We start from the raw sequence: 22,264 nt of genomic DNA, 5'->3' as shown, positions 1-22,264 counted from the left end.
AGAACAGCTATTCACGGAAGTTATAAAGACTTGCGTCAATTATCTTAATTGAACCGCCGTATACGGAACCGTACGTACGGTGGTGTGAGAGGACGGGAGTTAATCGCTCCCTCCTACTCGATTGAAAACAAACTTCTAAACATCGTTTTCCCTTCTTAAAATGTAGTAACGGAATAGTAAGGAGGGAATGCTTTGAAAATTGACGGTGTTTTTTCTGGTGGAGGGATCAAAGGCTTCGCTTTTATTGGAGCATACAAGGCCTTGGAGGAAAAAGGATTTGAATTCGCCAGGGTTGCTGGCACGAGCGCCGGTTCGATCATTGCCGCTCTCATTGCAGCCGGCTACAAAAGTGATGAAATCCTTTCTTTGATGGACAGCTTAGAGCTGCGAAAGTTTTTAGATAAAAGAAAAGGAATTATGTCATTTATGCTCATGAAATGGATCAGTGTTTATTGGCGGATGGGACTATATAAAGGACAATTTTTAGAAGAATGGATGGAAGAAAAATTAAAAGCAAAAGGAGTTTCAACATTTGCAGATTTGCCGAAAGGAAAGCTTCGTGTGATTGCCTCCGACCTTACGAACGGAAAAATTGTTGTATTGCCGGACGATTTAAGCAAATATGGAATCAATCCTAATAGATTTTCTGTTGCAAAGGCAGTCAGAATGAGCTCATGCCTCCCGTATTTTTTTGAACCTGTCAAACTATGGACGAAGGATGGCGTCAGTATTGTTGTCGATGGAGGAGTGCTCAGCAATTTCCCGATTTGGCTTTTTGATGGAAAAATAAAAAAAAGACCGATCCTCGGTTTTCAGCTTAGCGCGCATATAGAGGAAAGGCCAAAAAATGAAATAAAAAACGCTTTATCAATGTTTCATGCGTTATTTGAAACGATGAAAGAAGCGCACGATGCAAGGCATATTGCTACAAGGCATGAACGCAGCATCGTTTTTATTCCGGTTGAAAATATTTTAACGACGGAATTTAAAATTACGAATGAGAAGAAACAGGAATTAATTCAGCTCGGCAAAGAAAAAACGGAAACCTTTTTAAAAAAGTGGTCCTATTAGAAAAGAGCTCTATTTTTCTTTTTTCCTTTTTTACCTTCGATGACTGTCAAATGATTGTTTTCTCTCCGCCTTTTAGCAGAGATAGCCGTTTTGTTTTTTTTGTGGAGTACGTGCTTTTGAGCATAATGTATCTTTTTGTCTTTAAATCTTTTTTTCGATCTTTTCGCAGCTTTTAAAAACTGTGAATACTCATTATTTGTACGTTTTTTCATCACTAAGCGATAAATGAGGATGATGATCCCGATGACAACCGCCCAAATAAACAATTTGAAAAAAGTCTTTGGATTGAAAAAGAGCATATAAATAAGCCCTAAACCTCCTAAAGTAGCGATAACGGCGAATACGGGATGGACGGGAAAACGATTCATCTAAAGGCCACCTCCATCAGTCATTTTCAAGAAAAAGAAAAGCTCTCGTTTATCAAATCAACCAATACGCTCCATTTTTTCCGTCTCTTCTTCCAATAAAAGCAGCTTTTGAAAGCTTGCAATCGCTACTTCCACTTGATCGTCTGTAGGTTCTTTTGTCGTCAGCAGCTGAAGCCATAGTCCTGGATAACCAAGATATTTTAAAACAGGCTTATGCCGCAGCTTATTTGTAAACTGCAATACTTCAAATGAAATGCCGAGAACAACCGGTATAAGAGCGATTCGGTCAACAACGCGAAGCCAAAGCGGGTCTGTCGGAACGAGCAGATACACAAATACTCCAACAATAACCGTAAACAAAATGAAACTGGAACCGCATCGATAATGAAGTCTTGATTGTTTTTGTACATTTTCAACAGTTAAAGCGAGCCCGTTTTCATAGGCGTTAATCACTTTATGCTCAGCCCCATGGTATTGAAAAACACGCTTTACTAAAGGAGTCATCGAGATGAAATAAATATAAGCAAGCAACAGCAAAAGCTTAAAAAAGCCTTCGAGCAAAATTTGCCCCACATCCGATGAGATGATCGGCCTGAACCATTCTGCGATAAACACTGGAATTAAAGTAAAGATAAATTTGCCAAGCAAAAATGACAGCACTCCGACAGCAGCAGCTCCTAAAATGAGTGAAAGCTTAGACTCTTTTTTTTCTTCTGACAATAATTTTTCATCATCGGCTGGATCAACATCGTATCGATCTGAAGAATAGCTTAAATGCTTGGAGCCGTTTGCGCTTGCTTCAATAATGGCGGCAATTCCGCGAATAAAAGGAATTTTTTTAAAGCGGGATAATATAGGATGTTTTTTTCGCGGCAATTGAAAAAAATCAATTGAATTGTCTTTTCTCCTGATCGCTGTGACGAAATGATGCTTCCCTCCAAACATAACTCCTTCAATTACCGCTTGCCCGCCATACATAGTCTTTTCGTTTTTCATGACGCACCAACCTGCCTATCTATATAATAAAAAAGCTATTGAAAAGTTTTATTTATTACTATTCTACAAAAAATTAGATGAAACCTCTAGGTTGGATGTGTCTTTTTTCCAATAGAGCGGCGTGAAAAACTTTATCATTATTTAGTATGAATGAAATAAATTTTTTTATACAAAAAATAAACTTTTCATGAAAAATTCATCAAGAAAAGAAAAGTGGACATATTAAAAAAGGGAGGTGGACGGATGCTTAACAGCGAAAAAAAGAATTCTACTGGTAAGGAAAAGAAAAAAGAACCATTCCGATCCTTTTTTCTGAAAATTGTTGTCATTGGTTTTACTGGCGGAGTATTATGGAGTTTGATAGGATATTTAGCGTATGTGTTGAACTTTACGAAAATCGGGCCAAATCGAGCTCTCATGTTATTTGCCTTTGATAATTGGAAGAACGGAGTCGCTGGGCATTTTGCGGGAGCTGCATTCATAGGCATCATTTCTATACTTACTGCATTTTTATATTATGTTCTGTTCAAAAAAGTTCGGTCAATATGGGGAGGCATTGTTTTCGGAGTCGCGCTGTGGGCCGTTGTTTTTTGCTGGCTGGGACCGGCTTTTCTAAAAATCGATCCGCTCGGTCGGCTTGGTACAAATACCATTGTCACCTCCATCTGCTTGTATGTGCTGTTTGGTGTTTTTGTCGGGTATTCCATTTCCTACGAATATGGGGAGCGTCAATCATAAACTAAATGATGAGATTATAGAACTGTGTCAGGGTCACAAGATCCAATCATAAACTAAATGATGAGAGATCAAGAATCTTATGGTAGAATGTTCATAATACTGGACATTCTTTTTTAATACATGATAGAAAGGTGTAATCGATGGAGAGAATACTTGTGATCAATGGCCCGAATTTAAATTATTTAGGCGTGAGGGAGCCGCATATTTACGGAAAAAAAACATTGGCAGATTTGGAAAATGAATTGAAATCTCTCGGTGAAAAAAAACAAGTTCAATTTTCTTTTTTTCAATCGAATCATGAAGGAGAGATTATCGATAAGCTTTATGAAGCCGATCAACAATTTGATGGAGTGATTTTAAATCCAGGAGCTTTTACTCATTACAGCTATGCGATACGGGATGCAATTGCCAGCATTTCAAAACCGGTAATTGAAGTCCATATCTCCAATACAAATCAACGGGAACCGTTCCGGCATCATTCTGTCACAGCACCGGTGACACAAGGGCAAATAATTGGCTTAGGGTTTTACGGCTATCAATTGGCAGCTTTATATTTACTACATTTGATCAGGGAGGAAACACATGAAGCTTGAAAAAGTTCGTTCACAAATGGAACAGTTAAATATTGACGGCATGCTCATTACAAACGAATATAACCGCCGCTATTTGACGGGATTTACAGGTACGGCCGGGGTCGCACTAGTGGCAAAAGAGGATGCATGCTTTATTACCGATTTCCGGTATGTAGAACAGTCAAAAAAACAAGTAAAGCATTTTAGAATTGTGCAGCATTCAGGATCGATTTTTGAAGAAGTCGCTGCGCAGGCGAAGAAAATGGGGATCAAAACGCTCGGGTTTGAGCAGGATCATCTTTCTTATTCAACATACACATCGTACAAGGATGTTTTAAAAGGGATTGAATTCGTTCCTGTCTCAAATATTGTGGAAAAGTTGCGCTTGATAAAGACTGATGAAGAGATTAAGATATTAAAGGAAGCCGCTGAAATCGTTGATGCTGCCTTTACACACATTTTACATATGATCCGTCCAGGTGTGAGAGAGATTGAACTAGCGAATGAGCTCGAATTTTTTATGCGAAAAAAAGGAGCAGCTTCCTCATCTTTCGATACGATTATCGCGTCAGGCTATCGGTCAGCCCTTCCCCATGGTGTAGCAAGTGAAAAACCAATTGAAAAGGGAGAGCTTGTAACGTTTGACTTTGGCGCCTATTATAAAGGATACTGTTCAGATATGACGCGGACAATTGCTGTTGGAGATCCTGGAGATGAAATGAAAGAAATTTATAACATCGTGCTTGAAGCACAAAAGAAAGGCGTGCGCGAAATCAAGTCTGGAATGACTGGAAGGGAAGCGGATGCTGTTACACGTACCTACATTGAGGATAAAGGGTACGGGGAATATTTCGGTCATTCAACTGGACATGGAATCGGACTTGAAATCCATGAAGGACCGACACTATCAGCTCGCTCTGATACCGTTCTTCAGCCAGGCATGGTGGTCACGGTTGAACCTGGTATATACCTTCCAGGAAAAGGCGGGGTAAGAATTGAGGATGATATTTTGATCACTGAGCACGGAAATGAAGTGTTGACTCATTCGAAGAAAGAGCTCATCATTCTCTAGCGAGTGCTCCAAACAATGTTGTTAAAGAAAATGTAATAGGAGGACCAAATATGATTTCTGTAAATGATTTTCGTACAGGTTTAACGATTGAAGTCGATGGGGGGATTTGGCGCGTTCTTGAATTCCAGCATGTAAAGCCTGGTAAAGGGGCGGCGTTCGTTCGTTCAAAATTGCGCAACCTTCGGACAGGTGCCATCCAAGAAAAAACGTTTCGGGCTGGCGAAAAAGTAGCACGTGCTCAAATTGACACCCGGAAAATGCAATATTTGTATGCAAATGGCGATCAGCACGTTTTCATGGACACAGAATCGTATGAACAAATTGAGCTTACTTCAAAACAAATTGAATATGAGTTGAAGTTTTTGAAAGAAAATATGGAAGTATACATCATGATGTATCAAGGCGAAACAATCGGAATTGAGCTTCCGAACACGGTTGAATTAACTGTTACGGAAACAGAACCTGGCATTAAAGGGGACACTGCATCAGGCGGCTCTAAACCGGCTACGCTTGAAACAGGGCTTGTCGTGCAAGTGCCGTTTTTCGTTAATGAAGGGGACGTTATTATCGTCAATACTTCTGACGGTTCTTATGTTTCCCGTGCGTAATTATTCTTAAAAAAAATAATGAAAAAAGACAAAGAAAACGAAAAGACCCGCAGAATTCATAACTGATTTCTGTGGGTTATTTTTTTGAAAAGAAAGATTTTATAGCTATTTTCGTAATCGTTTATAAAAGATGAGAATACACAAGCTTTCCAACCTGGCCTTTTTTTGAACAGGATTCAATTACAGCTTGTCCACCTTTAATGATCCATCCACGCTTTTTTCTTTTTCCTCAATTCATTGAAAACGGCAAAAGGTATAACAATATAAATAAAAGCCGCAAGAAGCCATACAAGTCCATCATAAATTTGAACCAACATTCACTCACCACCCCCTAACTCCATTATAACTGTTAAAATCAGAAAATTCTATCAAATTCTATTGAAATGATAAATGCAAAAAAAAGGAAAATATAATAAATCCTGAATCCGTGACAAAACATCTTTACAATGGTCGCAAACCGTTGATACGATAAGGGAAAACGACGTTGACGATTCTTCATCAAGTAGGTGATGTGATGAAAGATTTCCCGATTCGGTTTGTATTGACAGATGAAGCGATTACCCCAAGTGCTGGGCTTGCTCTCGTTGGCTACTTACTCCATCGAACGAAACTGGATAAACGGGTAAACGCACTTCGGCTTCCAACGGTTCGTCGAGAAGTGCACATTTCCCATAGCGATGTCATTCGCTCGATGATTGGCTTGCTTGCCACAGGAAAAACGGATTTCGATCATATCGAAGCGTATCGTCAGGACGATATCTTTTCGGCATCGATGGGGATTCAGCACGTGCCTTCCTCTCCAACCTTGCGACAACGACTCGATCAGCTCGCTTGTCTTCCGATGACCGAAACGATTCTTTGGGAGGAGTCCATACGTCTGTTGATTCAACGACATGCCACTTTGTCCCCTTGTTGGACCAAAGGAAAGACGACATGGCTTCCCCTTGATATAGATGGTTCCCCATTTGACAACTCCGATACGAAAAAAGAAGGAGTCAGTCGAACGTATAAAGGATTTGACGGTTTTACACCGTTGTTTGCGTATGCAGGGAAGGAAGGGTATCTCGTTCATGCCGAGTTGCGTCCAGGGAAACAACATGTGCAAGACAACATGCCCTCGTTTTTAGTCACCGCTATCCGTCGAGCTCGTCAACTGACTTCATCTCGTCTGCTTGTTCGCATGGATGCAGGAAACGATGCAGAAGCGAATGTGCACGTATGCCTAAAGGAAGACGTGGACTTTGTCATCAAGCGAAACTTACGCCGAGAATCGAAAGCGCTTTGGTTCCAGATCGCTTCGCAAAAGGGCAAACGTGTCGATGATGGACAAAGCGAAGGAGTACAAACCTATGAGCTATGCCTTCCACAGAAGGCAGCGATCGATGGAAACACGTATACGTACGTTCAAGTCACCCAAGTGACGGAACGGACGATGGAACGCAATGGACAGCTGATGCTCGTTCCTGATTATGAAGTGGAAAGCTATTGGGTGCGGCTCAAAGGATACGAGCATGTTCGAATGAGCGATGTGCTCGCGTTGTATCATGACCATGCGACATGCGAACAGTTTCATAGCGAACTGAAGAGCGACTTAGATTTAGAGCGGCTTCCATCTGGGAAGATGAAAACGAATGCGCTCGTGTTGGTCATGGGAGCCTTCGTTTACAATCTTCTTCGTCTGATTGGACAAGATCTATTAAGCGATCCGAGACATCCGTTGCACCACAAAGTGAAACGCCGCCGCATCAAGACGATTATTCAGACGGTGATCACGATGGCAGGGCGACTCGTCCGTCGATCACGACAGATCTGGATGAAACTGACGCGAAGGAGTGGCTATAGCGAGCCCCTACTGAACGTCTATCAGAAATGGAGAGAGGCAAGATAACGAACGAATGTTCGGGCACTGATGTCCAACGTCACTCCCTGTGCTTTTTTGTCTATTTTTTTGGTTCGTATACCTAAAAAAGAGATTTGTTCCATTTTCGGAAATAGAGATGACATAGGTCATAAGCATAAAAAGGGTTTTATGGATTATCAATCCATCAAAATTACAACAAAATCAAAGTCGATTTCAATTCATCACGGATTCAGGTAAATCCAATGGTTCGATTTTCATCAAGTTCTGCTTCTTCCTTGGCTTTATGCAACAAATGAGTCATGTAATGTTCTTTATTATCAGGAATGACGGGTACAGCTAAAACAGAAGAGCAAGAATCATTCATCGCCTTCAGCAGCTCTAAGCGCTAATTCTTTTTCTTCTTCTTTTGTTAATAAATCGAATTGTCCTATAGTTTGAAGATACATTTTAATACTATCGGTTAGTAACTCGTCAGGAATATTGAAATCATCTACGATATCTACATCTTCGAAATCTTCCTCTGAAAATTCATTGTCTGTTTCAAATTCTGCTATATCCGCGTCCTCTTCATAATCATCTTCTAAATCAATTTTTATCAAAGAGGTACAGTCTGGTTCTGCCAAATTTCTTGCTTCCAGGTCTAAATCATAAAAAGATAATTGTTCGTAACTGATTGGTTCATGATACAGAGAATCTTCTACCACTCTTAATGACATCCGCTTTCCCTCCAAACCTTATAGAGCAGTGTCCTATGTAATCAAAAAACCCCAAACCAATACTCTTACTCCAAACAAGTAAGAATATGATTTGGGGTTTTCCCTTTGAAAACAAGATTTTCAGTTTTTCAGTTTAAAAGGTTTATTATTAACTACTCTATTATAACATAAATATGCCTCTTTTGTTAAGATTTTATTAAAAAAAAGACAAATTTTCAATTGAAACGACTTGATCTGTATCGGTTTCCATTAAAACAATGAATTCTTTCTCATTTACAGTGACTAAATAGAATGGTAGATTTACGTTTATTTCGCTATTTTCTCTTGTACATTTGAAAAAGACTGTGATGATATCTACTACATAGTCTCCAACTTGTTGCCCTTTAGGAACAAATAGATAGCGGATACTATCTTCTATAACATGGTCATATCCAAACTTGCTAGGATCGAATAAAGAATGAACCTGTAAGGATTCTAAAAGAATTCGATTCATTTTCCCTTCTACTTCAGTTGCGACAGAAAGAAGCGAATCATCCTCCATCGCCGCGTTTAACTTGCTGAATAAAGTATGAGTTTTCAATAAAGGTTCTTTAATTTTGACCGGTAACGATACTCTTTTGGCTTCATCTTTCATACCTTTCAATACTTGTTCATCGTAAATAATCAACTCATCCACCTGCTTTCAAAGTCTTATTTCTCATAAAATGCCTCTGCTTATATAATTAATATTACCCATTCGTTATGGATTGGCAAATGAGAGTTTATGATCTATTAAAATCTCCATCATTTGAATGTAAAATATCAGAAATGTTTTGTACAACAGGAGTGATATGTTTGAAAGGGATAGCAAAAACATTTATGTTGGAATTATTCGATTTCGGAAAAACAGTTCTCTTTTTTATGGTTATTGTTGTGTTGTTACGGGTGTTTGTTTTTGCTACATACGATGTGAGCGGGAAATCTATGGAACCTAATTTCCATGATGGAGAACGTTTAATTGTTTCTAAATTGTCCTATCAAATTGGAGAACCAGAACGATTTGATGTTGTCGTTTTTCATGCAACCAAAGGTAGTGACTTTATTAAACGGATCATTGGTTTACCGGGGGATGAAATTCGATATGAAAATGACGTTTTATATGTGAATAATCAACCAATAGAAGAGAATTTCATAGATGATATGAAAGAACAAACAGATGGAAATTATACAGAAGATTTTACCCTTGAAGAAATTTTACATCACAAAAAGGTTCCTGAAGGGTATGTCTTCGTGATGGGAGATAATAGACCGAACAGCGTGGATTCCCGGTATGCTCCATTAGGCTTCATACCTATTGATAGTATTGTGGGTGAAGTTGTCATTCGATTCTTACCACTAAACCAATTTGATATCCGTGTAAGTGGAAATAAAGCTCTATATTAAGAAAAGCTGTCCATAAGAGGATTTTTCTCTAAGGACAGCTTTTTTATGTGCATATTTTTTGTTTCTACTAAGTACCACCTCTTTGACAAAATAAAAAACTCCCTCGCATTTTCGAGGAAGCGTTTATTTTTGCAACCATTTTTTGATTTTATTGCAATACAAAGGAATACCGCCTCAACAACTTACCCTCTTAATAAAAAATATATTCAAATTTTTCCTTATATTGTTAAACTATTTATTTAAAAAAACCGATAATAATAATGAATACCATTTTAGGAGGGAAGTATGAAATGAATTCATTTTTTGGAAAATCAGGTAAGGTATTGTTGCTGGTTTTCACTCTAATTTTCACTTTGGTGATGATTGGAGTGCAGAAAAGCTATGCGAATGAATTACTTGGAACCAAGCCAAACATGAATTCTATCATTGAACTCCAAAAAAGTCTGGAGTTTACCGAAGAATCATTAGCGGTAGACATTGATAAAGCGAAAATAGAAACAGAAATAAAAATCAACAAAGATGAAGCTATAAAAATCCAAAGCGATAATAAATTCAAACCTCAATCCCAATATGGTGTAGACGGATTAATCTTAAATACGCAGGATTCCTTAACAGAAGAGGATCCGATGGATTTATTTTTCTTTAGTCCGACTTCCGATAAAATTTTAGTTTCTAGAATATTATCTGGGAACGAAGATTATATATTGCAACTTTATGTTGTAGATTATGAAAATGGACTAGCGTATCCAACGGAATTTACCACTTCACCGGGAAAACTAATGCTAATCAATATACCGGCAGGTGATTATGCATTAGGTGTGTTATCAAAAGGAACTTTGGGAGATTCATACACCATTCAAATGAATGCTTCCAATCCTGCTAATTTTAATGAAGCATTATATATTTCACAAGATCTCACAAAATTCGTTGCAAAATATAGTGATGGTTCTTTGTATTCAAACGGCCAATTTGTGTTGAATGTAAACGGAATTAACAACGAACATCTTAATTGGGAAAGAAAATATTATTTTTCATACAATGGGGGATATTCACAAAGAACACATTCCCTATCGGATATAAAAATATCTTCCATTTCAAGTCCGATTTCCTACTCTTCCAATTATGCAAGTTCTGATTTTGCAATTATGGTATATCTAGATGTGGGGACGCTTTTCACATACCATGAGTCGCAATATCAATCTGGTCCAAACCCTTACTACTACAGTTCATTTGTCGATACTTTAGGTAAAGAGACACCACGTAGACTGGAAGCTGACGATTTTAACTATGGTGATCACATCTTAATCGTCGATTTAACAACGGGGAAATCAATCGACTTCTTCAGTGTGTTGAATTTTTACTATGCAAGTGGTGTAGAACCATTACCTTCTATTGATTATTTAGAATAGGAGGGTATGACCCCATGAAAATTGATCTTGGATATATCGGAGCGATGATCGCCCGAAATGATGCCAGAATGCCATCCATACATGAAATCAAAAATCCATTAGCTGGAAAGCAAGTAGAAGTCATCAGAAATGGAGAGGCTTATAAAATCACCCTTTCGGATGAAATCAAACAGGTTCAAGGCCTGATGAGCATGACGGTAGAAGAGTTTTTTTCAAAAGATATTAACGTACAAAACGCAGACCCTACCGATATTTTTTCTTATCGGCCACAGGATCAATGGCTCGTTTTCAGTCAATATTTACATGAGTCCAAATACTTTGATTCGCTAAGCGATGAAGAATTGAAGAAAGTGGAATCCATCTTACAACACATTACGGATGGCATGGATAGTTTAGCGAAATATGCGGGGATTAACCTTTTTGGAATAAAGAAGCAACAGCTTAACTCTTATGAAGCACATCTTGAACTTGCTTCTTCGACAGCTGCGCTTCAACACTTCAGTGATACGTTTTTAAGTGGCGACGTAAAAGCTGGATTTGATCAACTGATTCAAGATTATGTTCGTCACAATACGAAAAAAGTGATGGATTATCAATCCGTAGAGGAAAGATTCTATGCAGCACGAGCCAAAATCAAACCGCTGAATGTTCCTCTGACATACGAACAATCACGTCATTTATCTATGACAAACAAACTAGGAAAAACCATTTATACACACAAAGAAATTGAATTGGTAATCAAAAATTATCAAGAAATGTTTAAGGAAATTAAAAATGAAGAGGATTTATCCTCTGTTCTATTAAAAGTTAAAGAACAGCTGCTCGAATTTGTAACGAAAGGTATCTCACCAAAGGATGCGGATTACCAATTGGCAAGAGATTTTGTTACACAGCGTTCCGATGACACATTTAAACGAATCGAGAATTACTGGAAAATGATATGGCAAGGAAAACAAGAGTTACATAGTGCTTTTCAGAGATAGCCAATCGGCTATCTCTTTTTTTATGTGCGCCCGGCATGTACATGAACTATAGGGTGTAAGTCCCGAACCCCGAAGACAGAAGTAGAGGTTAGCCAAGAGCAAGGGTGTCCGTGGTGACGCGGAATCTGAAGGAAGCTGGAGGCAAAACACCGGTCCGAGGAACACGAACCTCATATAAGGCTAGGTATGATTGAGTGAGTTTGCATAACAAAACAAAGCTCTTTCTGTCGAAGGTCATATCGAGTAAATGAGGCGGATAGATGGTGTGAAAGTGCATGTACTTACCCGGGGAGGTCTGGCGGATATGTGAAGTACTCTTCATAACCTACTTAGTGATAAGTAGCTGAACCGTCAGAAGTCAGCAGAGGTCATAGTATTAGTTGGTCTAGAACAACTAAGAAGGACCGAACAATTAAGAGAGAATAGCCCTTGGCATTCAGTGTGTCATGATGAACACAGAAAACGTAGTACCTCACTTGAGGGAGGAAGCGGTGAATCCCGTGGGAGATCTCTTGGAGGGTGGAGTGACCACTGGCATAAAGAGAACAGCTATTCACGGAAGTTATGAAAACTTGCGTCAATTATCTTAATTGAACCGCCGTATACGGAACCGTACGTACGGTGGTGTGAGAGGACGGGAGTTAATCGCTCCCTCCTACTCGATAAGAACCTCTTAGAATATTAAGATTTTCAAAGTACCATATTTAAGACTGAATCAAACCATACGAAAATTTATAAGTAAATGATGAAATAGGAGTGAAATTTATGGGATTATCTATGGGATTATCTGCATATTTTGATAGACGATATCGAAAAAAACTAGAAAAAATTGCACAAAAGGTAATGGCGTTGGAAGAAAAGTTCAAACAATTATCGGATGAGGAACTGAAAGAGAAAACAGAGTATTTTAAAAATGAATTAAGAAACGGTAAAACGATTGATGATATAAAAATTGAAGCATCTGCTACCGTACGCGAAGCCGCATACCGTGTTCTCGGAATGCGGCATTATTTTGTCCAAATTGTGGGCGGTTTAGCTTTATTAGAAGGCGATATTGCCGAAATGGCAACGGGAGAAGGAAAAACATTAGTCGCCTCTATCCCAAGCTATATTCGTGCTTTAGAGGGAAAAGGGGTTCATGTTATCACATCAAATGAATATTTAGCAAAACGAGATAAAGAACCCGGTTTCATCTTTTTTTAGTTTTTTCTTAAAGGATTCTAATATCACCAGAAATAAAGATGTTATTACCTGACAAAACGTATTTTGTATAATACATGTTTAAGAGAAACGGTAGTCATAAAGTGGCCAAGCTTGCATACATTGAAAATAAATAAGGTATTAAAGGGGGAAGGAAGATTGAAAGAAATCATCTCAATTTTTCCCGAAACAATTGCAAATGAATTAAAGCAGCTTCCTTCTTCTTTTTTTGAACAGATGGAAGAAATTCGCATACGTTTGTACAAGCCGATTGAAATCATCGCATTCGGCAAACCGCACTTTCTTCACTACGAGGCGACAAAAGAAGACGGGATGATGATTTTAAACAAGATCAGCCAATATTCGATTTACACACTGGAGGAAGAATTAAAGAGAGGTTTTATTACGATTGGAGGAGGGCACCGGATCGGCCTTGCTGGAAAAGTGATTACAGAAAACGGCAATGTCAAAGCCATACGGCACGTTACATCTTTTAATATTCGGATAGCAAGGGAGAAAATAGGCCTGGCTGAGCAATATATTCCTTATGTATATGAAAAAAAATGGTTAAATACGCTTATTTTTGGACCTCCCCAATCAGGAAAAACGACGCTGCTGCGCGATTTTGCCCGGATCATAAGTACTGGGGTTAAAACGATCCCGCCTCAAAAGGTCGGCATTGTGGATGAAAGATCAGAAATAGCCGGCAGTGTAAAAGGAATTCCGCAATTTACTTTTGGTCTTCGCATTGATGTATTGGACGGATGCCCGAAAGCAGAAGGGATGATGATGTTGATCCGTTCGATGAGCCCTGACATCATTATTGCTGATGAAATAGGGCGTAAGGAAGATACCGATGCATTAATGGAAGCTGTGAACAGCGGTGTTCAGCTGTTTGTGAGCGCTCATGGCGAATGCTTTGAAGATTTGCTGCACCGTCCGACCTTAAGAGAACTTATTCAATTAGGCATTTTTGACCGATACATGGAATTGGAGAAAAAAGGTACTCCAGGGACGGTTTCCCGTATATTTGGAAAAAAAGAAAAAGAGATTGTGTATAAAGCAGGTGTGAAATAGCGATGAAATTGCTAGGGTCTTTATTCATCTTATTAGCAACAACATGGATTGGGTTTGATTCGGCTAAAAGATTGACAGAGCGGACAAGACAATTGCGGCAATTAAAGGTTTCTTTGCAAAGCTTGGAAGCTGAGATCATGTACGGCCACACACCATTGCAGGATGCATCGCTTCATATTGCCAAACAGGCAGCCCCTCCGCTTTCTAATCTATTTACATTATTTTCTGAGAAATTATCGCAAGGCGACATGGATGTGAAAAGCGCATGGGAAAGCAGTCTGCTTGAAATATGGCCTTATACATCGCTGAAGGAAGGGGAATTGGAAGTTTTAAAGCAATTTGGAGAAACATTGGGGCAGCATGATTTAATCAGCCAGCAAAAGCATATTAAATTGACAATGGCTCATTTGGAAAAAGAAGAAAAAGAAGCGCTGTTTAATCAAGAGCATTACGGAAAAATGACGAAAAGCTTAGGATTTTTAGCGGGATTGCTCATTATCATTCTTTTGATGTAGCGATATAAGCTGGGAGGAGAAAGGGACATGGGTGTTGACGTCAACACAATTTTCCAAATCGCTGGAATCGGAATTATCGTTGCGTTTCTTCATACCATTTTAGATCAAATGGGGAAGAAAGAGTACGCCCAATGGGTTACATTGTTGGGATTTATTTACATACTTTTTATGGTTGCTTCCATTGTCAACGATTTGTTCCAAAAAATTAAAGCGGTTTTTCTTTTTCAAGGATAGGAGGTTTTGGAGATTGAAATTTTTCAAATTGTCGGGCTAGGATTGATTGCAACTTTGCTCGCTCTTGTCATAAAAGAACAAAAGCCGACCTTTGCCTTTCTATTAATGGTCTTTACCGGTGTCTCCATTTTTCTTTTTTTAGTGGATCAAATTTATGAATTGATTCGAATGGTCGAAAGAATTGCGAATGAAGCAAGCATTGATTTGATTTATGTCGAAACCATTTTAAAAATCATCGGAATTGCCTATATTGCTGAATTTGGTGCGCAAATTACGAAAGATGCCGGACAAGGCTCTATTGCATCCAAAATTGAATTGGCAGGGAAAATTTTAATCTTATCTATGGCAATTCCGATCATGACGGTGATTATACAAACGATGATTAAGCTTCTCCCAAATATATAAGTTTAAGGGGGTGATGGGGATTCAGTCATCATTTTTTCGCGGCATCCTTTTTTTGGCGTTTTTTGCTTTCGCTGTGCCAAACATGGTACAAGCCTCTCAAGAGCAAAATTCCTCGGCAGATCCTCCAAAAGAAGAAGCGATTCAACAAGAATATATGGCAGAACAAATGGACGAGCTTGGGATTGAGGAAATTAAAAATTTTTGGAATGACATTATGACGACATACGGAGGACTTCTTCCGGAAAGCCAGAAGGGAAGTTTGATGGATTTTATTAAAGGTGAAAAACAATTTTCTATAAAAGAGTGGGCCGTTGGCATTTTGAAATTTCTTTTACATGAAATCTTGGCAAACGGAAAGCTTCTTGGAACCATTATCATTTTAACGATATTTAGCGTTCTTCTCCAGCATTTACAAAACGCTTTTGAAGAAAAAAATGTAAGCAAAGTTGCTTACTCCATTGTTTATATGGTGCTTGTCATTTTAGCTTTAAACAGTTTTCACGTAGCCATTTCCTATGCAACGAATGCGATTAACGGGATGACAAGCTTTCTTCTAGCCTTAATTCCGATGTTAATAGCTTTAATGGCGTCATCTGGAGGAGTTGCTTCGGCTGCATTTTTTCACCCCATTACCATTTTCTTGATGAACGGAAGCGGTTTGTTGATTGAAAAAATTGTTCTCCCTCTGCTGTTTTTGTCTTCTTTGTTATTTTTAATCAGCACGATGACGGATCAATATAAAGTTACTCAGCTTGCTCAGCTGTTCAGAAGCATTAGCATCTGGCTTTTAGGCATTTTCTTAACCATTTTTTTAGGAGTGATCTCTGTCCAGGGGGCGACGGCAGCTGTGACAGACGGGATCGCCTTGCGGACGACAAAGTTTATAACGGGAAACTTTATACCTGTGCTTGGAAAAATGTTTACGGAAGCGGCTGATACGCTCTTCAGCGCATCGATGCTGTTAAAAAACACAATTGGCGTCATTGGTGTTGCCATTCTCTTTTTGATCACCATTTTTCCGGCAATGAAAGTACTGGCGATTGCCTTCATCTATAAATTTGCCGCTGCCGTTTTGCAGCCTTTAGGGCCGGGAGAGATTATCTCCTGTTTAGACATCATCTCCAAGAGCATCATCTATATACTAGCGGCACTGATCCTTGTATCGTTCATGTTTTTTTTAAGCATTACAGTTATTATCGCAGCGAGCAATGTCACCATGATGGTTCGATAGGAGTGGTGGTATATGTCATTCATCACCGAATGGGTCACTAATATCATATTATTTATTTTTATTGCCATTATTTTAGATATGCTGCTGCCGAGATCCGCAATGCAAAAATATGTAAAAGTCGTTGTTAGTTTATTATTAGTGTCTGTCATTCTTACGCCAATTTTAAAAATATTTTCCTATGATTTCCCGAACTTGTTATCCGAGGAGCTGCTGAACTCGGAAGCAAAAGAAGATTCAATAAAAAAATCAATAGAATTTAAGAAAAATGAAATACAAGCTAACAACCGTGCATATATTTTAGAACAAATGGCTGTCCAAATGAAAAATTTAGCGGAAGAGGAGCTGGTAGAAAACTATGGTTTAAAGGTTCAAAAAATTCATCTTTCGGTTGATGAAACAAAAGAGAAGATTGAATCAGAAAACGATTTAAAGCAAGTTACAGTTTTCGTGGAAGAAAAAGATCTTCCCCACACGGTTGAAACGGTTAAACCGGTTGAAATCAACATGAACGAAGAAGACAAAAAAATGCTCGCAAATGAAAACGAAATAATTGCCCAGCTTGCAGAAACATGGGGAGTATCGAAAGAAAAAATTTCGATTGAAATGGAAGGAGGCGGCCTAAGTGAATGATAGGAAAAATTTTTTGCAGCGACTAGCCTCTCTTCTTCCCGGACGAGATATGCTCAAAAAATCAGCCACCTATCCATTCATGCTTATACTTTTGACGCTTGGAATCGCTTTTATGCTGATCGGCAGTTTTTTATCCGGCGAAAGCAAAACAGTAGAAACGATAAACACCGCAGAAGAAGAGGATGTTGAGCCCGCATTTAAACAAACAACAAGTGAAAAAGGAACAATTGAACGTTATGAACAGCAGTATGCAAATGAGCTAAAAGGAGCGCTTCAGTCCATTTCAGGCGTAGGTGAGGTAGAAGTTATTGTCAATGTTGACTCTTCATCTGAAAGTGTGTTGGAAAAAAATCGCTCGATTCAAAACCAAACGACAGATGAGACGGACCGTGAAGGCGGAAAGCGGCAGGTGGAAGATAAATCTGTTGACGAACAAGTGGTAATCATTCGAAAAGGGGATCAAGAATCGCCCATCGTTGTAAAAACCGAAAAGCCGAAAATACGCGGAGTGTTAGTAGTAGCAAAAGGTGCTGAAAACGTTCAAATTAAAAAAATGATCACCGATGCAGTTACAAGGGTGCTTGATGTTGATAGTCATAGAGTAGCCGTATTGCCAAAAAAGTAAAGGAGGATGCTTGACATGTTAAAAAAACAAACTGTTTGGTTATTAACCATGTTAAGTTTAGTTGTTGTGCTGTCCGTTTATTACATTACATCTCCTGAAGGAGGATCTTCCCCTGATGTGGTGTTGACGGATACAGAGACGAATTCGAATGAAAAAGAAAGCGGAAATGACAATAATAAAGAACAAACAGAGCAACAAAAAACTGATGCGAAGCAGCAAGAAAAAGAACAATCGAGCAAGCAGTCCAGCGCAGAAGATGGATCGGTAGTCTCCACAATAACGGACGATGATTTATTTACTGCGCTGAGAATGGAAGTGGAAGATGAAAGAAGTGAACGCAAGCAGGAGCTGGAGACAATTATTGGGTCCAATGATGTCTCATCTGAGGAAAAAAACAATGCATATGAGGAGATGCGCGAATTATCCAAGCTGTCAGAGAAAGAGAAGGTATTAGAAACACTTATCAAAACAAAAGGCTACGAGGATGCATTAGTTCGCGCTGATGGAGACAAGGTGAGAATTACCGTAAAAGCGAAAGAACACTCCCCGCAGCAAGCAAACGAACTGATTCAATTGGTGAAGGATGAAATCCAGTCCATGGAAGATGTTGCCGTAACATTTGAAATAGCAAAGTAACATGACTCCCCGAGAAAAATCGGGGATTTTTTTCATGTAAAGAAAAAGCTGCTTTGAATTGTTTGCTCATATTTTTAATAGTTATTGAATTTTAGCAAAAAGTTATCGTATCATAAATGATAGTTACTTTTAATACTTGATGATAATATCTAGCAAATTGGAATTCATTTTAAGGAGTGTTTTTTCATGTTAAATTTTAAGGAAATAAAGGAAATCATCAAATTGATCGATGATTCATCCATTGATGAATTTACATATGAAAGCGAAGGGGCAAAGGTCCAATTAAAAAAAACTGCGGCTCGCGCTAATCAGCATGTTGTCTATAACAATGCTTCTGAAATTCAAGCTTTGCCAAAGCAGCCAGCTGCTGAATCTTTAGAACAGCCGAAAAAAGAGGTGCATTTGCCGAAAGAAGAAAGCGAGCAGAAAACAGAAAATTTACATAAAATTACTTCGCCGATGGTCGGCACATTTTATGCTGCTCCAAACCCAGATGCAGATCCTTATGTTACAATAGGATCAAAAGTAAAAGAGAATACCGTTGTTTGCATTGTAGAGGCAATGAAATTATTTAATGAGATTGAAGCGGAAGTAAAAGGCGAAATTGTCGACATTTTAGTTGAGAACGGTCAGCTTGTTGAATACGGACAACCATTATTCCTTGTAAAACCAGAGTGAGGGAAAGAAAATGTTTAAAAAATTGCTGATAGCAAACAGAGGAGAAATTGCAGTAAGAATCATACGCGCCTGCAAGGAATTAGGGATCGAAACAGTCGCCGTATATTCTGAGGCGGATAAAGACTCCTTGCATGTTCAGCTTGCAGATGAAGCGTATTGCATAGGACCGACTGCATCTAAAGACAGCTATTTAAACTTTACGAACATCGTGAGTGTAGCGACGCTGACTGGATCAGAAGCCATTCATCCAGGCTACGGATTTTTGGCAGAAAACGCTGATTTCGCCGAGCTTTGCAATGATTGCAACATTGTTTTTATAGGCCCTAGTCCAGAAGCAATCACAAAAATGGGAAAAAAAGATGTTGCTAGGGAAACAATGCGGCAGGCGGGTGTTCCGATTGTGCCTGGGTCAAAAGGGATCATTAAAAGCGAAGAGGAAGCAGTTGAGATCGCAAATCAAATCGGTTATCCAGTCATTATTAAAGCAGCCGCCGGAGGCGGAGGAAAAGGAATACGCGTTGCGAATGACGAAGAAAGCTTGCGGAAAGGGATCCAAATTACTCAGAAGGAAGCGCAAACAGCATTTGGAAACCCAGGCGTTTACATTGAAAAATGTATTGAAGATTTCCGCCATGTTGAAATCCAAATTCTTGCCGATCACCATGGAAACGTCGTTCATTTAGGTGAAAGGGACTGCAGCATTCAAAGGCGCTTACAAAAGCTGGTGGAAGAAACTCCTTCTCCTGCACTATCTGATAAAATGCGACATAAAATGGGGGAAGCGGCTGTAAAAGCAGCCAAAGCGGTGCGTTATTCCGGTGCAGGTACAGTGGAATTCATTTTTGATTATAAAAATGAACAATTTTATTTCATGGAAATGAATACCCGCATTCAAGTTGAGCATCCTGTTACTGAAATGGTCACAGGCATTGATCTGATCAAAGAGCAGATCAAGATTGCAGCAAACGAACCACTAAGCTTTGAACAGAAAGACATTACATTTAACGGCTGGGCGATCGAATGTAGAATTAACGCAGAAAACCCAGAAAAGAATTTTATGCCTTCAGCTGGTAAAATCGAAATGTACCTGCCTCCGGGCGGACCGGGTGTCCGCATTGATTCTGCCTGCTACCCTGGCTATTCCATTCCGCCATATTATGATTCAATGGTCGCAAAGCTGATTACACACGGAGCGACAAGGGAAGAAGCGATAGCCAAAATGAAAAGAGCTTTAAGTGAATTTGTTATAGAAGGAGTGCATACAACCATACCTTTCCACCTGAAATTAATGGATCATGAAAAATTTATCAGCGGGGAGTTCAACACTAGATTTCTTGAAAATTATAAAATCATGTCATAATTTTGGAGGTGTACTATTTGAAAGATACAGGATTGGAAATGAATCATGAAGCAAGTTTTGGAAAAGTGGAAATCGCTCCGGAAGTCATTGAAGTCATCGCCGGAATTGCCGCATCTGAAATAGAAGGGGTAGCCCAAATGCGCGGCAATTTCGCTTCAGGAGTCGCAGAACGCTTTGGCAAAAAAAATCATGGTAAAGGCGTAAAAGTAGACTTAGGTGAAGAAGGCATTGTCATTGATGTATATTGTGTCATGAATTTCGGGGTTTCCATTCCGGCTGTTGCACAGAAAGTACAAGAAAACATTCGTCAAACGCTTTTAACGATGACGGCGCTTGAAATCAACGAAATCAACATTCATGTAGTGGGCATTCAGTTTGAAACGAAGACGGAAGAGCCTGAAATTCAAGAGGAAATGTAAAGGCGGAGGATATCCTCCCCTTTTTTGTTTAAAATAAAGAATAATAAGAAAGATTCTGAAATTTCTTTTCGGATGAACTTTCATATGTGATACAAGAGACAGTTATGATATGATTCATATATGACATTTCGACATAGTTTGAAAAAAGGAGCAAAAAGATGAAACGGAGAACAGCTAGGAAAAAGGCATTGCAGGCACTGTTTCAAATTGACTTGGCTGAAGCGCTTCCTGAGGAAGCCATCAATCATGTTTTGGACGGTAATGAACATGATCCATTTTTAAATAAGCTTGTACTCGGAACGGTTGAACATCAAAACGAAATTGACGAATTGATAAAAAGGAATTTAACCAATTGGAAATTGGAAAGATTGGCTAACATTGACCGTGCCATTTTGCGTTTAGCTGTATATGAGATGAAATATGAACCGGATATTCCGTTCAATGTAACAATTGATGAAGCGATTGAACTTGCTAAAATGTTCGGAGATGTTCAGTCGAGCAAATTTGTAAATGGTGTCCTCTCAAGTATAAAAGAAGAGTTAGAAAAAAAAGCTTAGGAGGAAAAAGATGGTGGCGACGATTATTGACGGAAAAGAATTGGCAAAAGAAATGCGAAGCGAGTTAAAGAAAGAAGTGGAACAATTAAAGGAAAAAGGGGTAACACCTGGCCTTGCCATTATTTTAGTTGGGAACAATCCTGCTTCCCTTTCTTACATTAAGGGGAAGCAAAAAGCTTCGGAGGAAATCGGCGTTTCTTTTAAGCTGGAACATTTGCAGGAGTCGATTTCACAAGAAGAACTGCTTGAAGTGATAGAAAAATATAATCAGGACGATCGTTATGACGGAATTCTTGTTCAGCTTCCGTTACCTGACCATATTGATGAAACAGCAGTCATTGAAAAAATTTCTCCAGAAAAAGATGTGGATGGCTTTCATCCGATTAATGTTGGACGCATGATGACGGGACAGGATGCGTTTTTGCCGTGCACACCGGCCGGAATTGTTGAAATGATCAAATCTGCAAATATCGAAATTGCCGGAAAGCATGTTGTCGTTGTTGGCAGAAGCAATATTGTCGGAAAACCGGTCGGACAATTGCTTCTAAACGAAAATGCGACGGTTACATATTGCCATTCGAAAACGAAAAATTTACGGGAGCATACGATCCAAGGAGATATTTTAATCGTTGCTGTCGGGCGTCCTCATTTCATAGGTGCTGATCATATTAAAGAAGGTGCAGTTGTAATAGATGTTGGCGTCAATAGACTTGAGAACGGAAAACTTGTAGGCGATGTAAAATTTGATGAGGCAAAAGAAAAAGCAAGCGCCATTACTCCTGTTCCCGGCGGAGTAGGTCCAATGACGATTACGATGCTGGTTTATAATACGGTTAAATCCGCAAAGAAGCGGGTACGTCCATAAACTTGCTTTAAAGGAG

The 22,264-nt window shown here is 39.0% G+C and carries 26 protein-coding genes and 1 pseudogene; 23 read left to right on the top strand and 4 right to left on the bottom strand.

From position 1 onward, the window contains the following. Nucleotides 1-192 precede the first annotated feature (192 nt). Nucleotides 193-1,071, top strand: a complete 879-nt coding sequence (locus tag NSR00_RS07205; RefSeq protein ID WP_063388109.1) for a patatin-like phospholipase family protein — start codon at nt 193-195, stop codon at nt 1,069-1,071. Here the strand turns inward: NSR00_RS07205 and NSR00_RS07200 are convergent. Then, nucleotides 1,068-1,439, bottom strand: a complete 372-nt coding sequence (locus NSR00_RS07200; protein ID WP_066247602.1) for an SA1362 family protein — start codon at nt 1,437-1,439, stop codon at nt 1,068-1,070. The genes NSR00_RS07205 and NSR00_RS07200 overlap by 4 nt on opposite strands. Nucleotides 1,440-1,496: 57 nt before the next feature. After that, nucleotides 1,497-2,435 carry a DUF1385 domain-containing protein gene (locus NSR00_RS07195; RefSeq protein ID WP_066247604.1) on the bottom strand — a complete coding sequence of 313 codons (939 nt, stop codon included), beginning with the start codon at nt 2,433-2,435 and terminating at the stop codon, nt 1,497-1,499. Nucleotides 2,436-2,678: 243 nt separating this feature from the next. Here NSR00_RS07195 and NSR00_RS07190 point away from each other — a divergent pair, with 243 nt between their 5' ends. From NSR00_RS07190 to NSR00_RS07170, 5 genes are all read left to right on the top strand, one after another. Then, on the top strand, nt 2,679-3,173 hold the full coding sequence (locus tag NSR00_RS07190; RefSeq protein WP_063388112.1) for a YqhR family membrane protein: 495 nt from the start codon (nt 2,679-2,681) through the stop codon (nt 3,171-3,173). A gap of 140 nt (nt 3,174-3,313) precedes the next feature. Further along, nucleotides 3,314-3,766, top strand: coding sequence for a type II 3-dehydroquinate dehydratase (aroQ, locus tag NSR00_RS07185; RefSeq protein ID WP_340787865.1), 453 nt, complete (start codon nt 3,314-3,316; stop codon nt 3,764-3,766). After that, a complete protein-coding gene (locus tag NSR00_RS07180; RefSeq protein ID WP_340787863.1) occupies nt 3,756-4,817 on the top strand; it encodes a M24 family metallopeptidase in 1,062 nt (353 codons plus the stop codon). The genes aroQ and NSR00_RS07180 overlap by 11 nt, the downstream gene beginning before the upstream one ends. Before the next feature lie 50 nt (nt 4,818-4,867). Continuing rightward, a complete protein-coding gene (efp, locus tag NSR00_RS07175) occupies nt 4,868-5,425 on the top strand; it encodes an elongation factor P (RefSeq protein WP_063388115.1) in 558 nt (185 codons plus the stop codon). Nucleotides 5,426-5,939: 514 nt separating this feature from the next. Beyond that, nucleotides 5,940-7,313 carry an IS1380-like element ISGsp2 family transposase gene (locus tag NSR00_RS07170; RefSeq protein ID WP_044899598.1) on the top strand — a complete coding sequence of 458 codons (1,374 nt, stop codon included), beginning with the start codon at nt 5,940-5,942 and terminating at the stop codon, nt 7,311-7,313. A 329-nt stretch (nt 7,314-7,642) separates the two neighbouring features. Here NSR00_RS07170 and NSR00_RS07165 read toward each other — a convergent pair whose 3' ends face one another. Together NSR00_RS07165 and NSR00_RS07160 are read right to left on the bottom strand one after the other, a co-directional pair. After that, the gene (locus NSR00_RS07165) at nt 7,643-8,002 is read right to left on the bottom strand and encodes a sigma-70 factor domain-containing protein (protein WP_340787860.1); all 360 of its coding nucleotides are present in this window, start codon (nt 8,000-8,002) and stop codon (nt 7,643-7,645) included. Nucleotides 8,003-8,198: 196 nt separating this feature from the next. After that, nucleotides 8,199-8,669, bottom strand: a complete 471-nt coding sequence (locus NSR00_RS07160; protein ID WP_340787858.1) for a hypothetical protein — start codon at nt 8,667-8,669, stop codon at nt 8,199-8,201. A gap of 191 nt (nt 8,670-8,860) precedes the next feature. Between NSR00_RS07160 and lepB the strand changes: the two genes are divergently transcribed. From lepB to folD, 17 genes and pseudogenes are all read left to right on the top strand, one after another. Further along, nucleotides 8,861-9,424 carry a signal peptidase I gene (gene lepB, locus NSR00_RS07155; RefSeq protein WP_340789182.1) on the top strand — a complete coding sequence of 188 codons (564 nt, stop codon included), beginning with the start codon at nt 8,861-8,863 and terminating at the stop codon, nt 9,422-9,424. Nucleotides 9,425-9,714: 290 nt separating this feature from the next. Next, the gene (locus NSR00_RS07150) at nt 9,715-10,833 is read left to right on the top strand and encodes a hypothetical protein (protein WP_340787855.1); all 1,119 of its coding nucleotides are present in this window, start codon (nt 9,715-9,717) and stop codon (nt 10,831-10,833) included. 14 nt (nt 10,834-10,847) lie between these two features. Next, a complete protein-coding gene (locus NSR00_RS07145; RefSeq protein WP_340787852.1) occupies nt 10,848-11,816 on the top strand; it encodes a hypothetical protein in 969 nt (322 codons plus the stop codon). Nucleotides 11,817-12,581: 765 nt separating this feature from the next. Beyond that, a pseudogene (secA2, locus tag NSR00_RS07140) lies at nt 12,582-12,998 on the top strand (accessory Sec system translocase SecA2); the annotation flags it as partial. A gap of 177 nt (nt 12,999-13,175) precedes the next feature. Beyond that, a complete protein-coding gene (gene spoIIIAA / locus NSR00_RS07135; RefSeq protein WP_063388116.1) occupies nt 13,176-14,093 on the top strand; it encodes a stage III sporulation protein AA in 918 nt (305 codons plus the stop codon). A 2-nt stretch (nt 14,094-14,095) separates the two neighbouring features. Continuing rightward, nucleotides 14,096-14,608 (top strand): stage III sporulation protein SpoIIIAB, encoded by a 513-nt coding sequence (gene spoIIIAB, locus NSR00_RS07130; protein WP_066247606.1) that lies wholly within the window; start codon nt 14,096-14,098, stop codon nt 14,606-14,608. 27 nt (nt 14,609-14,635) lie between these two features. Then, nucleotides 14,636-14,842 (top strand): stage III sporulation protein AC, encoded by a 207-nt coding sequence (spoIIIAC, locus tag NSR00_RS07125; RefSeq protein ID WP_063388118.1) that lies wholly within the window; start codon nt 14,636-14,638, stop codon nt 14,840-14,842. A gap of 6 nt (nt 14,843-14,848) precedes the next feature. Further along, nucleotides 14,849-15,247 (top strand): stage III sporulation protein AD, encoded by a 399-nt coding sequence (gene spoIIIAD / locus NSR00_RS07120; protein ID WP_340787847.1) that lies wholly within the window; start codon nt 14,849-14,851, stop codon nt 15,245-15,247. A gap of 13 nt (nt 15,248-15,260) precedes the next feature. Further along, the gene (spoIIIAE, locus tag NSR00_RS07115) at nt 15,261-16,478 is read left to right on the top strand and encodes a stage III sporulation protein AE (protein WP_094246192.1); all 1,218 of its coding nucleotides are present in this window, start codon (nt 15,261-15,263) and stop codon (nt 16,476-16,478) included. Between the two features lie 12 nt (nt 16,479-16,490). Beyond that, the gene (gene spoIIIAF, locus NSR00_RS07110; RefSeq protein WP_063388120.1) at nt 16,491-17,108 is read left to right on the top strand and encodes a stage III sporulation protein AF; all 618 of its coding nucleotides are present in this window, start codon (nt 16,491-16,493) and stop codon (nt 17,106-17,108) included. After that, complete coding sequence (gene spoIIIAG / locus NSR00_RS07105; RefSeq protein WP_340787844.1) at nt 17,101-17,733, top strand: stage III sporulation protein AG; 633 nt, start codon at nt 17,101-17,103, stop codon at nt 17,731-17,733. Before spoIIIAF ends, spoIIIAG begins: the two co-directional genes overlap by 8 nt. 15 nt (nt 17,734-17,748) lie before the next feature. Further along, complete coding sequence (locus tag NSR00_RS07100) at nt 17,749-18,369, top strand: SpoIIIAH-like family protein (RefSeq protein ID WP_340787841.1); 621 nt, start codon at nt 17,749-17,751, stop codon at nt 18,367-18,369. Nucleotides 18,370-18,555: 186 nt separating this feature from the next. Beyond that, complete coding sequence (gene accB, locus NSR00_RS07095) at nt 18,556-19,047, top strand: acetyl-CoA carboxylase biotin carboxyl carrier protein (RefSeq protein ID WP_066247610.1); 492 nt, start codon at nt 18,556-18,558, stop codon at nt 19,045-19,047. 10 nt (nt 19,048-19,057) lie between these two features. Beyond that, nucleotides 19,058-20,407: an acetyl-CoA carboxylase biotin carboxylase subunit gene (gene accC, locus NSR00_RS07090; RefSeq protein WP_340787838.1), complete on the top strand. Its 1,350-nt coding sequence runs from the start codon at nt 19,058-19,060 to the stop codon at nt 20,405-20,407. Nucleotides 20,408-20,424: 17 nt separating this feature from the next. Beyond that, entirely contained in the window at nt 20,425-20,826 is a 402-nt protein-coding gene (locus NSR00_RS07085; RefSeq protein WP_063388124.1) for an Asp23/Gls24 family envelope stress response protein, read from the top strand. Between the two features lie 158 nt (nt 20,827-20,984). Beyond that, nucleotides 20,985-21,383, top strand: a complete 399-nt coding sequence (gene nusB / locus NSR00_RS07080; RefSeq protein ID WP_063388125.1) for a transcription antitermination factor NusB — start codon at nt 20,985-20,987, stop codon at nt 21,381-21,383. Nucleotides 21,384-21,393: 10 nt separating this feature from the next. Beyond that, nucleotides 21,394-22,248: a bifunctional methylenetetrahydrofolate dehydrogenase/methenyltetrahydrofolate cyclohydrolase FolD gene (folD, locus tag NSR00_RS07075; protein ID WP_340787836.1), complete on the top strand. Its 855-nt coding sequence runs from the start codon at nt 21,394-21,396 to the stop codon at nt 22,246-22,248. Nucleotides 22,249-22,264: the final 16 nt, after the last annotated feature.

The sequence above is a fragment of the Aeribacillus sp. FSL K6-8394 genome (genome assembly GCF_038008865.1).
Classification (GTDB): Bacteria; Bacillota; Bacilli; order Bacillales; family Aeribacillaceae; genus Aeribacillus; species Aeribacillus composti.
Note: the sequence above shows the minus strand (reverse complement) of the source record. Positions and strands in the feature narration are given on the sequence as shown.

Coding starts and splice junctions, on each gene's coding strand:
- NSR00_RS07200 (WP_066247602.1), bottom strand. CDS start 1,439: ATGAATCGTTTTCCCGTCCATCCCGTATTCGCCGTTATCGCTACTTTA.
- NSR00_RS07195 (WP_066247604.1), bottom strand. CDS start 2,435: ATGAAAAACGAAAAGACTATGTATGGCGGGCAAGCGGTAATTGAAGGA.
- NSR00_RS07190 (WP_063388112.1), top strand. CDS start 2,679: ATGCTTAACAGCGAAAAAAAGAATTCTACTGGTAAGGAAAAGAAAAAA.
- aroQ (WP_340787865.1), top strand. CDS start 3,314: ATGGAGAGAATACTTGTGATCAATGGCCCGAATTTAAATTATTTAGGC.
- NSR00_RS07180 (WP_340787863.1), top strand. CDS start 3,756: ATGAAGCTTGAAAAAGTTCGTTCACAAATGGAACAGTTAAATATTGAC.
- efp (WP_063388115.1), top strand. CDS start 4,868: ATGATTTCTGTAAATGATTTTCGTACAGGTTTAACGATTGAAGTCGAT.
- NSR00_RS07170 (WP_044899598.1), top strand. CDS start 5,940: ATGAAAGATTTCCCGATTCGGTTTGTATTGACAGATGAAGCGATTACC.
- NSR00_RS07165 (WP_340787860.1), bottom strand. CDS start 8,002: ATGTCATTAAGAGTGGTAGAAGATTCTCTGTATCATGAACCAATCAGT.
- lepB (WP_340789182.1), top strand. CDS start 8,861: ATGTTGGAATTATTCGATTTCGGAAAAACAGTTCTCTTTTTTATGGTT.
- NSR00_RS07150 (WP_340787855.1), top strand. CDS start 9,715: ATGAATTCATTTTTTGGAAAATCAGGTAAGGTATTGTTGCTGGTTTTC.
- NSR00_RS07145 (WP_340787852.1), top strand. CDS start 10,848: ATGAAAATTGATCTTGGATATATCGGAGCGATGATCGCCCGAAATGAT.
- spoIIIAB (WP_066247606.1), top strand. CDS start 14,096: ATGAAATTGCTAGGGTCTTTATTCATCTTATTAGCAACAACATGGATT.
- spoIIIAC (WP_063388118.1), top strand. CDS start 14,636: ATGGGTGTTGACGTCAACACAATTTTCCAAATCGCTGGAATCGGAATT.
- spoIIIAE (WP_094246192.1), top strand. CDS start 15,261: ATGGGGATTCAGTCATCATTTTTTCGCGGCATCCTTTTTTTGGCGTTT.
- spoIIIAF (WP_063388120.1), top strand. CDS start 16,491: ATGTCATTCATCACCGAATGGGTCACTAATATCATATTATTTATTTTT.
- NSR00_RS07100 (WP_340787841.1), top strand. CDS start 17,749: ATGTTAAAAAAACAAACTGTTTGGTTATTAACCATGTTAAGTTTAGTT.
- accB (WP_066247610.1), top strand. CDS start 18,556: ATGTTAAATTTTAAGGAAATAAAGGAAATCATCAAATTGATCGATGAT.
- accC (WP_340787838.1), top strand. CDS start 19,058: ATGTTTAAAAAATTGCTGATAGCAAACAGAGGAGAAATTGCAGTAAGA.
- nusB (WP_063388125.1), top strand. CDS start 20,985: ATGAAACGGAGAACAGCTAGGAAAAAGGCATTGCAGGCACTGTTTCAA.
- folD (WP_340787836.1), top strand. CDS start 21,394: ATGGTGGCGACGATTATTGACGGAAAAGAATTGGCAAAAGAAATGCGA.